Origin of the sequence: Mycolicibacterium sp. Y3 (assembly GCF_051188035.1) — a bacterium.
GTDB classification, from domain to species: Bacteria; Actinomycetota; Actinomycetes; order Mycobacteriales; family Mycobacteriaceae; genus Mycobacterium; species Mycobacterium fluoranthenivorans.
Genome location: NZ_JAVQLT010000001.1, coordinates 2,458,987 through 2,472,343, shown reverse-complemented (window position 1 = coordinate 2,472,343; position 13,357 = coordinate 2,458,987). Strand labels below are relative to the sequence as shown.

11 protein-coding genes are annotated in these 13,357 nt (G+C 67.8%); 4 read left to right on the top strand and 7 right to left on the bottom strand.

The genetic code is table 11. The features are described from left to right. Positions 1-101: 101 nt before the first annotated feature. A complete protein-coding gene (locus QN239_RS12050) occupies positions 102-710 on the bottom strand; it encodes a mycothiol-dependent nitroreductase Rv2466c family protein (RefSeq protein WP_499010553.1) in 609 nt (202 codons plus the stop codon). Positions 711-834: 124 nt separating this feature from the next. Between QN239_RS12050 and pepN the strand changes: the two genes are divergently transcribed. Further along, on the top strand, positions 835-3,429 hold the full coding sequence (gene pepN, locus QN239_RS12045) for an aminopeptidase N (RefSeq protein WP_499010552.1): 2,595 nt from the start codon (positions 835-837) through the stop codon (positions 3,427-3,429). An 80-nt stretch (positions 3,430-3,509) separates the two neighbouring features. Beyond that, positions 3,510-3,881 carry an HNH endonuclease gene (locus QN239_RS12040; RefSeq protein ID WP_499010551.1) on the top strand — a complete coding sequence of 124 codons (372 nt, stop codon included), beginning with the start codon at positions 3,510-3,512 and terminating at the stop codon, positions 3,879-3,881. Positions 3,882-3,908: 27 nt separating this feature from the next. On the opposite strand, the gene QN239_RS12035 is transcribed toward QN239_RS12040, so the two are convergent. The 3 genes from QN239_RS12035 to QN239_RS12025 are packed head-to-tail and all read right to left on the bottom strand — an operon-like array spanning position 3,909 to position 5,293. Next, on the bottom strand, positions 3,909-4,391 hold the full coding sequence (locus QN239_RS12035; protein WP_499010549.1) for a DUF5130 domain-containing protein: 483 nt from the start codon (positions 4,389-4,391) through the stop codon (positions 3,909-3,911). After that, complete coding sequence (gene ctaJ, locus QN239_RS12030; protein WP_090353254.1) at positions 4,378-4,608, bottom strand: aa3-type cytochrome oxidase subunit CtaJ; 231 nt, start codon at positions 4,606-4,608, stop codon at positions 4,378-4,380. Before ctaJ ends, QN239_RS12035 begins: the two co-directional genes overlap by 14 nt. A 25-nt stretch (positions 4,609-4,633) precedes the next feature. Then, positions 4,634-5,293, bottom strand: coding sequence for an HNH endonuclease (locus QN239_RS12025; protein WP_499010547.1), 660 nt, complete (start codon positions 5,291-5,293; stop codon positions 4,634-4,636). A 152-nt stretch (positions 5,294-5,445) separates the two neighbouring features. On the opposite strand from QN239_RS12025, the gene QN239_RS12020 reads away from it, so the two are divergent. Both QN239_RS12020 and QN239_RS12015 read left to right on the top strand, forming a co-directional pair. Next, positions 5,446-5,850 (top strand): globin, encoded by a 405-nt coding sequence (locus tag QN239_RS12020; RefSeq protein ID WP_170847055.1) that lies wholly within the window; start codon positions 5,446-5,448, stop codon positions 5,848-5,850. After that, the gene (locus QN239_RS12015; RefSeq protein ID WP_499010544.1) at positions 5,850-7,391 is read left to right on the top strand and encodes a glycoside hydrolase family 13 protein; all 1,542 of its coding nucleotides are present in this window, start codon (positions 5,850-5,852) and stop codon (positions 7,389-7,391) included. Before QN239_RS12020 ends, QN239_RS12015 begins: the two co-directional genes overlap by 1 nt. Here the strand turns inward: QN239_RS12015 and QN239_RS12010 are convergent. The 3 genes from QN239_RS12010 to QN239_RS12000 are packed head-to-tail and all read right to left on the bottom strand — an operon-like array spanning position 7,388 to position 13,336. Next, the gene (locus tag QN239_RS12010; protein ID WP_499010543.1) at positions 7,388-8,047 is read right to left on the bottom strand and encodes a DUF8185 domain-containing protein; all 660 of its coding nucleotides are present in this window, start codon (positions 8,045-8,047) and stop codon (positions 7,388-7,390) included. The genes QN239_RS12015 and QN239_RS12010 overlap by 4 nt on opposite strands. Further along, positions 8,044-8,466, bottom strand: a complete 423-nt coding sequence (locus tag QN239_RS12005; RefSeq protein WP_499010541.1) for an acyl-CoA thioesterase — start codon at positions 8,464-8,466, stop codon at positions 8,044-8,046. The genes QN239_RS12010 and QN239_RS12005 overlap by 4 nt, the downstream gene beginning before the upstream one ends. Then, positions 8,459-13,336, bottom strand: a complete 4,878-nt coding sequence (locus tag QN239_RS12000) for an NAD-glutamate dehydrogenase (protein WP_499010540.1) — start codon at positions 13,334-13,336, stop codon at positions 8,459-8,461. The genes QN239_RS12005 and QN239_RS12000 overlap by 8 nt, the downstream gene beginning before the upstream one ends. Positions 13,337-13,357: the final 21 nt, after the last annotated feature.

Sequence of the window (13,357 nt, the reverse complement as noted above, 5' to 3'; positions counted from 1 at the left end):
GCACCGCGGCGCGCAGTGCGGATCGGCTGGTTACCTGCCAGGGGTGCCGGTGGAATCCTCGATGAACATCGAGGATCGCGACCGAATCCGCACGTCAGCTCCTAGTCGAACTCGGGTGACTCCGTCCGGGTCCGCTTGAGCTCCCAGAAGTGCGGGTAGCCGGCGAAGATCACCGAGGCGTCCCACAGCTTGCCGGCCTCCTCGCCGCGCGGGATACGGGAGAGCACCGGGCCGAAGAACGCGGTCTTGTTGACGTGGATGGTCGGCGTGCCGACATCGGGACCGACCGGGTCCATACCCTCGTGGTGGCTCTTGCGCAGCGCCTCGTCGAACTTGTCGCTGGTGGCGGCCTCGGCCAGCTCGGCCGGCAGGCCCAGCTCTTCCAGCGAGTCGCGGATCACGACCGCGAAGTCCTTGTTGCCCTCGTTGTGGATCCGGGTGCCCATGGCGGTGTAGAGCGGGGCGAGGATCTCCGGGCCCTTGGCCTGCTCGGCGGCCACCGCGACGCGTACCGGCGCCCATGCCTTCTTCATCATCTCGACGTACTCCTCGGGCAGGTCGCGACCCTCGTTGAGCACCGCCAGGCTCATGACGTGGAAGTTGACCTCGATATCCCGGACCTTCTCGACTTCGAGGATCCAGCGGGACGTGATCCACGCCCACGGGCACAGCGGATCGAACCAGAAGTCTGCAACGTCTTTTTTCGCCATTGGGGTCAGTCCTCTCGACGTGGGCACAGCTGTCCACCCAACACAACTTCGGGCATGTGGTCGATGTTCCCGTCCCCGCCGATTCCAATCCCCGGCTCCCGGCGGATCCGACTAGGTTGGACGCGTGGCACTCCCCAATCTGACACGCGACCAGGCCGCCGAGCGCGCCGCACTGGTGACCGTTGACAACTACCGCATCGATCTCGACCTCACGGCCTCCGGAGGGCAGGAGCGAAGCGACGCGGGAAATGTGTCGGCGAAGACCTTCCACTCCGTCACCACCGTGACGTTCGACGCGCTGCCCGGAGCCGAGACCTACATCGACATCGCCGCCGCAACGGTGCGCAGCGCGACCCTCAACGGTGCCTCGCTCGACGTGTCCGGCTACGACGAGTCCACCGGCATCGCGCTGACCGGTCTGCAGGCCCACAACGTCCTGGTCGTCGACGCGGACTGCCGGTACTCCAACACCGGCGAGGGATTGCACCGCTTCGTCGACCCGGTCGACAACGAGGTGTACCTGTACTCTCAGTTCGAAACCGCCGATGCCAAGCGCATGTTCGCCTGCTTCGATCAGCCCGATCTCAAGGCCACCTTCGACGTCACCGTCAAGGCGCCGGTGCACTGGCAGGTGATCTCCAATGGCGCGACGGTGTCGGTACACGACGGTGTGCACACCTTCGCGACCACGCCGAAGATGAGCAGCTACCTGGCCGCGCTGATCGCCGGCCCGTACGCGCGCTGGGACGACGTCTACACCGACGAGCACGGCGAGATCCCGCTGGGCATCTTCTGCCGCGCCTCGCTCGGCGAGTTCATGGACGCCGAACGGTTGTTCACCGAGACCAAGCAGGGCTTCGGCTTCTACCACCGCAACTTCGGCATCCCCTACGCGTTCGGCAAGTACGACCAGTTGTTCGTGCCGGAGTTCAATGCGGGCGCCATGGAGAACGCGGGTGCGGTGACCTTCCTGGAGGACTACGTCTTCCGGTCCAAGGTGACCCGCTACAGCTACGAGCGCCGCGCCGAGACCGTGCTGCACGAGATGGCGCACATGTGGTTCGGCGACCTGGTCACCATGCAGTGGTGGGATGACCTGTGGCTCAACGAGTCCTTCGCGACGTTCGCGTCGGTGCTGTGCCAGGCCGAGGCCACCGAATACGACCAAGCCTGGACGACGTTCGCCAACGTGGAGAAGTCGTGGGCCTACCGCCAGGACCAGCTGCCGTCGACCCATCCCGTCGCCGCCGACATCCCGGACCTGCACGCGGTCGAGGTGAACTTCGACGGCATCACCTACGCCAAGGGCGCCAGTGTGCTCAAGCAGCTGGTCGCCTACGTCGGCCTGGAAGCGTTCCTCGCCGGGTTGCGCGACTACTTCCGCGACCACGCCTTCGGCAATGCCACCTTCGGGGATCTGCTTGGCGCGCTGGAGAAGTCCTCGGGCCGCGATCTGTCACAGTGGGGCCGGCAGTGGCTCAAGACCACCGGCCTGAACACGCTGCGCCCCGATTTCGACGTCGACGGTGACGGCCACTTCACCCGATTCGCGATCAGCCAGTCCGGCGCCGCGCCGGGTGCCGGCGAGACCCGGGTGCACCGGCTGGCCGTCGGCATCTACGACGACGATGCCAGCGGCAAGCTGGTGCGGGTCAACCGGATCGAACTGGACGTCGAAGGCCCCACCACCGAGGTACCCGAACTGGTCGGCGCCGCGCGCGGCAAGTTCATCCTCGTCAACGACGAGGACCTGACCTACTGCGCGGTGCGGTTGGACCCGGAGTCGCTGCAGACGGCGCTGTCCCGGATCGCCGATTTCGCCGATCCGCTCCCCCGCACGCTGGCCTGGTCGGCGGCGTGGGAGATGACCCGTGAGGCCGAGCTGAAGGCCCGCGACTTCGTCGCCCTGGTGATCAGCGGCATCCACGCGGAGACCGAAGTGGGTGTGGCACAGCGGCTTCTGCTGCAGGCGCAGACGGCGCTGAACGCCTACGCCGACCCGGTGTGGGCCAAGGAGAACGGCTGGCCGGCCTTCGGCGACGCGCTGCTGGACCGGGCCCGCGAGTCCGCGCCGGGTTCGGATCACCAACTGGCCTTCGTCAACGCCCTGTGCACCTCGGTGCTGTCGCCCAATCACATCGCCGTGCTGTCCACGCTGCTGGACAACGAACCGGCGGCGGTGAACCTGGCCGGGCTGGTGATCGACACCGACCTGCGCTGGCGCATCGTCACCGCGCTGGCCGGTGCCGGGGCCATCGACGCCGACGCCCCGGAGACCCCGTTCATCGACGCCGAAGCGGCCAGCGACCCGACCGCGGCAGGTAAGCGCAACGCGGCCGCGGCGGCCGCCGCCCGGCCCCAGAAGGCGGTCAAAGAGGCCGCCTGGCAACAGGTCATCGAAGACGACACGCTGGCCAACATCACCACCCGGGCCATCGTCGGCGGGATCGTCGCGCCCGGCCAGACCGCACTGCTGACCCCGTTCCGCGATCTCTACTTCACCGCCATCGCCGGTGTGTGGGAGCGGCGCTCCAGCGAGGTGGCCCAAACCGTGGTGATCGGCCTGTACCCGTCCTGGGATGTCAGCCAGGGCGGCCTGGAAGCCGCCGACGCGTTCCTGGCCGACCCCGACCTGCCGCCCGCCCTGCGCCGCCTGGTGCTGGAGGGCCGGGCCGGCGTCGAACGTGCGCTCAAGGCCCGGACGTTTGATGTGAGCTGATCGGCGAGCGTGCGTGTCTGCCCACCGACACGCCGTGGCGGCTGTGCGGCTGCGCACGCTCGCGCTGGGAAGATCTGGCCATGGCGGCCCCCAACAGTCGGAGAGCCCGCGCGGCGCGCAGGCGCACCCGCCGGGTGAAAGCGGTCGTCAACGACCTCACCGAGGAGCAGTGGACTGCGCTGAAGGCGGCCTGGAACGGCTGTGCCTACTGCGGCGTGACGGGCAAACCCCTGCAGCGGGACTGCGTCATGGCGATCTCGCGCGGCGGCAGATACACCGTCGAGAACGTGGTGCCCGCCTGCGCGGCCTGCAACGCCAGCAAGTGCAATGACGAGGTCACCAGCTGGATGCGGCGCAAGCGGCTCGACGAGCGCACCTTCCTGGAGCGCTACGTGGCGATCAGAAACGGCACCGCCCCGAACGCATACCGTCCCGGTACCGAACCTGCATAGGCCGGTACCGGGACGGTATGGACGTTGTCAGGCCGGCGACACCGCGGCCGACATCACGCGCACGGCGCTCACCAGTGCGTCGATCAGATTGCCCTGCTTGAGTGAGCCGATGGCGGCCGACACCCCGAGCGGTGCGGCGGTCTCGGCCCCACGGCCCTTCAGGTCGGCGCCGTAGACCACCTCGATGGCGTGCTGATCCGGCGACACCGCGATCAGCATGGCGTTGTCCGGTGTGGGCACCTTGCCGAGGATCTCCCGCGCGGTGGCGGCGGTGTCCTCACCCAGCGGGCCGATGTACACCGCGAAGCGGGCCTTGGCCGCGCGCGAGCCGTACTTCAGCGCGTCATCGAGGACGACGAGGTCCTTGGTCGGGAACGGGTAGTGCACCGACAGCTCGCCCGGCTCGGTGACACCCGAGATCCGGCCGCTGTAGGTCAGCGCGTAGCCGTAGGGAAGGTCGACGTCGGTCTTGGCCGTCACGTCCGTCGTCGCCAGCTCACCACTTGCCACTTGCGGAACCTCCCACGTTCACATGCGAACCGTGGCCACCGTGGCCGTGGTCGGCGGGCTCGTCCGACGCCCACAGGATGGGGTCGTGCGTCCACTTGTCGGACAGTTTGTAGGTCGCCGGGTGCGGGCCCTTACGGGACAGAGTCACAACGGCCAGCAGCAGGAACACCACCAGCGGGACCCCACCGAGCAGGGAATGGGTCAGTGCAATGCTCACGACGCAAACCGTAGCGCAGCGTGTTTCACGCCGCGCCCTCACCCAGATATCTGACCCATGCCGGGTCCAGTTCCTTCACCGTGGACAGCAGCCGCCAGTGCTGCCCCTTGGGCGGCATCGGGGCCGACCGCAGCGTCCAGCCCAGCTCGCTGAGCAAGTGGTCGGCCTTGCGGTGGTTGCACGACGAGCAGGCCGCCACGCAGTTCTCCCAGGAGTGCTCACCGCCGCGGCTGCGTGGGATGACGTGGTCGACGGTGTCGGCCTTCTGCCCGCAGTAGGCACACCGGAACCGGTCGCGGTGCATCAGCGCCGCCCGGGTCATCGGGATACGCGCCCGGTAGGGCACCCGCACGAAGGAACGCAGCCGGATCACCGAGGGCACCACGATGGTGCGGGTCGCGGAGTGGATGACCGGTCCGGACGGGTCGTCGTGGACGACGTCGGCCTTACCGCACATCAGCATGATGACGGCGCGCCGCATCGGCAGCGCTGTCAGTGGCTCGTAGGTGGAATTCAGCAGCAACACCCTGCGCCGACCCCAGACGGAGGCCGAATGGGCGGCCGGTAAGGCCTCGGCGAACTGCGGTGGGGCGAACTGCGGTGAATGGGCAGCGACAGGAGCAACCGCGGCCGTGGGGTACCGGTAGCCCGCTCGTCGAGCAGGGCTTTTCTTGCGCTGCGACATTCGTCCTCCGCTGCACAGTCCACCATGGATCAGCGGGGATCGCACGGCAATTCAGCGGGTGTTCGCTGGTCAGTCCGATGAACACTCGGTGACGGCTTGCTTAGCCCGGCTAGGCACGACCGGCGGTGGCCGATCCAGGGCAGTGCTGGAGAATGGAGGACGTGACCCAACCGGAGCGCTCGTTCTACGACGAAGTCGGCGGCCACGCCACGTTCGCCGCGATCGTGTCGAAGTTCTACGAGCTGGTACGCGAGGACGAGATCCTGCTGCCGCTGTACCCCGAGGACGATATCGACGGGGCCGAGGAACGGCTGCGGATGTTCCTGGAGCAGTACTGGGGCGGCCCGCGCACCTACTCCGATCAGCGGGGCCATCCGCGGCTGCGCATGCGCCATGCTCCGTTCCGGATCGGGTTCCTGGAGCGCGACGCCTGGCTGCGCTGCATGCATACCGCGGTCGCCACGATCGACTCGACGACGCTGGACGATGCGCACCGCCAGCTGCTGCTGAACTACCTGAACATGGCCGCCGAGTCGATGGTGAACTCGGCGTTCTGATGCTGGGCCCTATTTCCCGTCGCTTCGCTCGCCCGGATTGGTGGGCCGCCGCGGTGTTCTATCAGCTCTACCCGCGCTCGTTCCGGGACAGCAACGGCGACGGTGTCGGCGATCTGGACGGCATCACCGAACGACTCGACTACCTGTCCGCCCTCGGGGTCAACGCCCTGTGGCTCAATCCGGTCATGGTGTCCCCGATGGCCGACCACGGCTACGACGTCGCCGACCCGCGCGATATCGACCCGCTGTTCGGTGACCTGACGGCGCTGGACCGGCTGCTGGCCGCGGCCCACGCCCGCGACATCCGGGTGACCATGGACCTGGTGCCCAATCACGTCAGTTCGGCGCACCCGTGGTTCCTCGAAGCGCTGGCCGATCCGTCCCGGCGGGATCGGTTCATCTTCCGGGACGGCGTCGGGGACGCGCCGCCGAACAACTGGGTGTCGGTGTTCGGCGGGCCGGCCTGGACCCGGGTGCCCGACGGGCAGTGGTACCTGCACCTGTTCGACAGTGCCCAGCCCGACCTGAACTGGGAACACCCCGAGGTGTTCTCCGATGTCGAGAAGACGTTGCGGTTCTGGCTGGACCGCGGGGTCGACGGGTTCCGCATCGATGTCGCGCACGGGATGGCGAAACCGCCCGGGCTGCCGGACATGTCGCTGGCCGACAACGAGCTGCTGCGCAATGCCGAAGACGATCCGCGCTTCGACAACGAGAGCGTGCACGAGATCCACCGCTTCATCCGGCAGGTGCTCGACGACTATCCCGAATCGGTGGCGGTCGGCGAGGTGTGGGTGCACGGCAACGAGCGGTTCGCCAAGTACCTGCGACCCGACGAACTGCACCTGGGCTTCAATTTCCGGTTGGTACAGGCCGATTTCGACACCGCCGACGTGCGGGCGGCAATCGACAACTCGCTGGCCGCGGCCGAGCTGGCCGGTGCGGTACCGACGTGGACACTGTCCAATCACGACGTGGAACGCGAGGTCACCCGCTATGGCGGCGGTGCGCGGGGGTTGGCCCGGGCCCGGGCCATGGCGCTGGTGATGCTGGCGCTGCCCGGCGTCGCGTTCGTCTACAACGGTGAGGAACTGGGTCTGCCGCAGGTCGAGCTGCCCGACGAGGTGCTCCAAGATCCGGTGTGGGAGCGCTCCGGGCGCACCGAACGCGGACGCGACGGCTGCCGGGTACCGCTGCCCTGGGCCGGGCACACGCCGCCGTTCGGCTTCTCCACCAATCCGGACACCTGGCTGCCGATGCCCGCCGACTGGGCAGCCTCGACGGTGCAGCACCAGCTCGCCGACCCTGGATCGACTCTGACCCTGTTCCAGCAGGCCATCCAGTTACGTTCCGCGCGTTCCGAATTCGACGGCAGTTTGGCGTGGCGCGGTGACGGGGTGTTCCGGCGCGAGGGTGGGCTGGTCTGTGTGCTCAACACCGGCGATGCGGCGATGGCGCTGCCGCCCGGTGAGGTGTTGCTGACCAGCGGTCCGTTGACCGACGGCCTGTTACCGCCCGATTCCGCGGCCTGGCTGGTCTAACGCAAGACCATGGCGGGGTCGCCGATCCGCCGGTACACGGTGCCGAATCGGGCGTCGACCCGCAGCCACGCCGGGTGCACCCGCACCCGCACGATCTCCTCGGCGCCGACCTCGCTACCGCTCGGCGGCAGGAAACCCATGGCGGTGAGGGCGAACACGCAGCGCATCGGGATGCCCACCTCGGTGCTGCCGGAGCTCACCGCCAGCACCTCCTGATCGAGCAGGGAAGCCGGCGGCCCGTGTGCGCTGCTGTGTTCTTTGGCCAGGGCGGCGCCTCGTTCGGCCAGATCGAGCACGGCCCGTGCGGGCACATCGTCGAGGTGAACGAACCCACTTTCCGGGGGCAGCACACCGCGCCAGGCCGAATCCATCGCGAAGCCGGGCGCGACGAACCCCGACACCGCCATCGCGGACAGCGCGCCGACCAGACTGTCGGCGCCCACGCAGAGATCTGTAGGACGCACCGTTCCGCCGACCACCCGGCTGGCCAGCACATCGAAACCTGTACCGACCCAGGCGACGATGTTGCCGTCCGGCCGTTGTCGCAGTCGGACCACGGCAGCGTCGTCGAGGCGCAGCGTGCGTTCGGCGAACGTGCTCAGGTCGTCGCGACTGGCCGCATCGTCGAGCCAGATGCCCCGCTCTGCGGCGGTCACGCCGATGGCCGCAAGTAGCGCTCGAGGTACTCGCGGTGGTGCGGCGCGAGGCGCACCAACTTCTGCTCTTCGATGTTGAAGGCCGCCAACTGCGTTTCCCCGATGACGGCCGGCTTGGAATCGGGAGCGGCGTGCACCGAGCGCACCTCGTAACCGAGAGTGAAGTCCACCGCGCGCAGGCGGTTGACCCAGATGGTCACCTGCAATGGCGAATCCGTCAGGCGCACTTGGCCTTTGTAGGACACCTTGACCTCGGCTATCAGCAGGCCGGTGGTATCGATGTCGCCGGCGAACGGCTCGTGCAGGAACGGAACCCGGGCCTCCTCCAGGATCGTCACCATGGTCGCGTGGTTGACGTGCTGGTACATGTCGATATCCGACCAGCGCACCGGCACCGGCGTGACGAACCCGTTAGGCACTTGTTCCCGTTCCACTCGTTCGTGTCATGCTGCGGATCTGACGGGCCGCCACCGACAGCGTGGCCAGGTCCCGCTCGCCTTCTGCATAGATCTCGTCGAGGGTGCGGCGGGCCCGGGCCATCCGGGAGGTGTTGGTGATCTCCCATTCCTCGATCTTCTGCTCACCGTTCTCGTCCGGTTCGCCGACGGCCATCACGTCGAAACAGAGGGAGCGCAACGATCCGTAGATATCGTCGCGAATGGCCAAGCGCGCCAACGAATGCCAGCGATCGTCGCGGGCCAGCCGGGAGATCGCGGTCAGCAGGCCGTCCGCGCCCAGGTGATCCATCAGCGCGAAGTAGGTGTCGGCCACCTCGGCGGCATCGCGTTCCAGGATGTCGCTGATGTCGATGATGTCGAGCAGGCTGTACTGGTACAGACCGGTGGCCACCATATAGGCCAGCTCCTCCGACACACCCTGCGCCATGAATTCGCCGGCGTCCTTCTCCACGATCGCCTTGTCGTCACCGCGCAGCCATTCCGACATCCGCGGGGTGAGGGCGGCCACCTTCTCGGCGAACCGGTTGATCTCGGCGCCCACGGCCAGCGGCTGCGGCCGGTTGTTGAGCAGCCAGCGGCCGGCCCGATCGATGAGCCGGCGCAGGTCCAGCGTCATCCGGTCGGTCGTCGCGACCGGCACCCCGGCCTGTCCGGCCGCGCGGATCGCGTGCCACACCTCGCCGACCTTGAAGATCGCGTCGGTGGCGACGTAGCTGCGCACCGCGTCGACTGCGCCGACCCCGACATCCTCGCTGATCCGGTAGGGGTAGGTGATACCGCTGGTGTCGACGAGGTCGTTGACCAGCATGGTGGTGACGATCTCGCGGCGCAGCTGATGATTACGGATGTCACTGCCGAACCGGTCTCGCAGCTCGGACGGGAAGTACGACGGCAGCCGGGCGGCGAACACTTCCTGGTCGGGGACGTCGCTGGCCAGCAGCTGGTCTTTGAGCGCAAGCTTCACGTGCGCCATCAAGGTGGCCAATTCCGGTGAGGTCAAACCCAATCCGAGGTCCGCGCGACGGTGGATCTCCTTCTCCGACGGCAGCGCCTCCAGCTCACGGTTGAGGTCGTGCTCGTCGACCAGCTCCTTGATCTGGCGGGCATGAACCGACAGCAGGCTGGGCGCATTGGCCCGGCTGGTGCCCATCAGGTCGTTCTGATCCTTGTTGTCGGCCAGCACCAGCTCGCCGACCTCGTCGGTCATCGACATCAGCAACTCGGTGCGCTCGCCGGCGCTCACCTTGCCCGTGGTGACCAAGGAGTCGACCAGGATCTTGATGTTCACCTCGTGGTCGGAGCAGTCAACGCCGGCCGAGTTGTCCATGGCGTCGGTGTTGACATGCCCACCCGTGAGGGCGAATTCGATCCGGCCGCGCTGGGTCACGCCCAGGTTGCCACCCTCGCCGATCACCTTGACCCGCAACTGATTTCCGTTCACGCGGACGGGGTCGTTGGCACGATCGCCGACCGCTGCATCGGATTCGGTCTCGGCCTTGATGTAGGTACCGATACCGCCGTTCCAGAACAGGTCGACGGGCGCCAGCAGGACCGCCTTCATCAGGGCCGGCGGGGTCATCTCGGTGACGTCGTCGGCCAGGCCGAGCGCGGTGCGCACCTGGGAGCTGATCGGGATGGACTTCTGTTCCCGGCTGTAGATACCGCCGCCCTCGCTGATCAGCGATCGGTCGTAGTCATCCCAGCTGGACCGTGGCAGCGCGAACATCCGCTCCCGTTCCACCCATGAGGTGGCCGCGTCCGGGTCGGGGTCCAGGAAGATGTGCCGGTGGTCGAACGCCGCCACCAGCCGAATGTGCTTGGACAGCAACATCCCGTTGCCGAACACGTCACCGCTCATATCGCCGACACCGACCACCGTGAAATCCTGGGTCTGGGTGTCGACACCCATTTCGCGGAAGTGCCGCTTCACCGATTCCCAGGCGCCCTTGGCGGTGATGCCCATCGCCTTGTGGTCATAACCCACCGAGCCACCGGAGGCGAACGCGTCGCCGAGCCAGAACCCGTACGACTGCGCGACATCGTTGGCGATATCGGAGAATGTCGCGGTGCCTTTGTCGGCCGCGACCACCAGGTAGGCGTCATCACCGTCGCGGCGTACCACCCCCGGCGGGGTGATCACGTTTCCGCTGCCCTTCTCGACATTGTCGGTGAGATCGAGCAGCCCCGAGATGAACAGCCGGTAGCAGGCCACCCCCTCGGCGCGCTGGGCGTCGCGGTCGGTCGCGGCGTCGCCGGTGGGCAGCGGAGGTTGCTTGACGACGAACCCACCCTTGGCGCCGACCGGCACGATGACGGCGTTCTTCACCGCCTGCGCCTTGACCAGTCCCAGGATCTCGGTGCGGAAGTCCTCGCGGCGATCCGACCATCGCAGGCCACCACGGGCCACGAAACCGAAGCGCAGGTGCACGCCTTCCACTCGCGGCGAGTAGACGAAGATCTCGAATCGCGGCCGGGGCAAGGGCAGCTCGCTGATCAGACCGGGGTTGAGCTTGAACGACACCACGTTCTGGGCGCGCGCGGAATCCGGGCTGGTGACGAAGTAGTTGGTGCGTAGGGTGGCCTGCACCAGACCGGCGAAGGCCCGCAGCACCCGGTCGGTATCCAGGCTCACCAGGGCATCGATATCGGCGGCGACCGCTGCGGCGGCGGCCTGGGCGTCGCGCGGCGGTTCGGTCGCGGTCGGGTCGAAGAGCGCCTCGAACAGTTCCACCAGTGACCGCGCTGTGCCCGCGTTGTCGTTGAGCACCGTCTCGATATGGGACTGGCTGTACGGGAATCCGGCCTGGCGCAGGTATTTCGCGTAACCACGCAGGATGGTGACCTGTTGCCAGGTCAGCCCCGCACGCAGCACCAGTTCGTTGAACCGGTCGATCTCGGCCCGGCCCTGCCAGATCGCGGTGACCGCGTCGGCGAACAGGGTGGCCGTGGTGTCGGGATCCGCGTCTGCCGGGATGGACTGGTGCGGAGACACTTTGAACTGGTAGATCCACACCGGCAGGCCGTCGGCGCGGATCACCGTGAACGGCCGCTCCTCCAGCACCACCACACCCATGCACTGCAGCATGGGCAGCAGCTCCGACAGCGAGGCCGAGCGGCCGCCCAGGTACCAGGTGAGCTTGGCCACCCGGTCGTCGCCGGTGCCCTCGGCGAACACCAACTTGACCGTGTTGTCCTGCAGCTCTTCGATGATCGCGATGTCACCGATGGCTTCGGCCGGGGTGAACGCCTGCTTGTAGACCTCGGGGAACGCCGCCGCGTAATGCTCGGCCAGGGTTTGGCCGATGGCGCCGGACTTGACCGACCCGATCAGCCGGTCGGCCCAGGTGCGGGAGGCCTCGGTGAGCAGCTGCTGGATCCGGTTCCCGTTCTCCGACGAGGTGTCGATATCCGCGCGGCGCACTCCTTCGGGCATCTTGATGGTGAAATGCACGACAGCCCAGGGTGATTCACTGACCCGGGCGGCGTACTCGATGCTGACACCGCCGAGCTCGCGAACCAGGATGTCCTGGATGGCCAGCCGCACCGCGGTGGTGTAGCGGTCCCGGGGCAGATACACCAGCGCCGAGACGAAGTGGCCGAGCTGATCGGCACGCAGGAACAGCAGGGCCCGTCGCAGCGAGCCGAGGTCGACCACCGCGCGTGCGGTGTCCAAGAGCTGCACACTGCTCAGCGCGAACAACTCGGAGCGCGGGATGGTCTGGATGATGTCGAGCATCAGTTGGCTGGGATGGCTGGGATCGCCGTGCGTCCGCGCCAGCACCTCGTCGACGCGACGGGCGATCAGCGGGATCTCCAGCACGTTGGCGTTCATCGCCGCCACCGTGAACACCCCGACGAAGCGGTGCTCGACGCCCTGGGTGGATGCCGGTCCACCCGGGTTCTCCCGGATCACCACCATGTACGGGTAGGCGCCGTACCGCAGGAAGCTGGGCATGGTCGCCTGGGCCAGTATCAGCAGATCGCCGGGGGTGGTCAGTTCCGGGAAGACATCGGTGCGCGACCGCAACACACCCAGCCGGCTGGCCGGGTCCACCGTGGCCGTGCCGCCGGCCACCGCGCAGCGCTGATAGCCCAACAGCACGAAATGCCCGTCGGCCAGCCAGCGCAGCAGCGAGGCGACGTCGCGGCGGTCCGGCCCGGCGAAATGGCCGGCGTGGTCGGCGTCCAGCGCGTTCGCCAGCCCGACCAGCGTGGCGTTGAGCGCCGAGGAGTCGGTGGCGACCTGCCGGGCGTCGGCGAGCACATGGGGCAGCATGGTGGCGGCCTCGTCCACCGCGGCCGGGTCGGCCGTCGGGGCGAGCCGCACGTGGATCCAGGTCTCGTCGATACCGCGGGCCGGGGCATCGGGTCCCACCGCCGGGGCGACATCGAGCAGTTCCCCGCCCGGCCCGCGCTGCACCCGCAGGATCGGGTTCATGATCGACACGTAATTCACACCCAGCCGGTGCAGCATGACGGTGACCGAATCCATCAGCATCGGGCTGTGATCGGTGACCACCTGCAGCGCCGGACCGAAGCCGCGGGCTGTTTCCCCCGTCGCTTCGCTCGCCCCCGGGACATCCGCCGGGTACACCGCGACCAGGGTCTGTCCGGGCGCCCGGACCTCACCCAGCCGGGTGTGGGCGGCCAGGAGTTCCGGGGACATGACCTGGGCGGTGACGGCCCGGTCCACCGGCACGGTGACGGCGACGTCGGTGGAGGGGGCGTCGCCGTGCGGTCCGTGGTGGGTTGCCAGGTACGCCGTCGCGAGCCGCCCCACGGCATCCTCGCTCAGGCGCAACTTCTGGGGGGCTGCTGGATTCACCGTCATGGTGAAGGCTCCTCACTTACA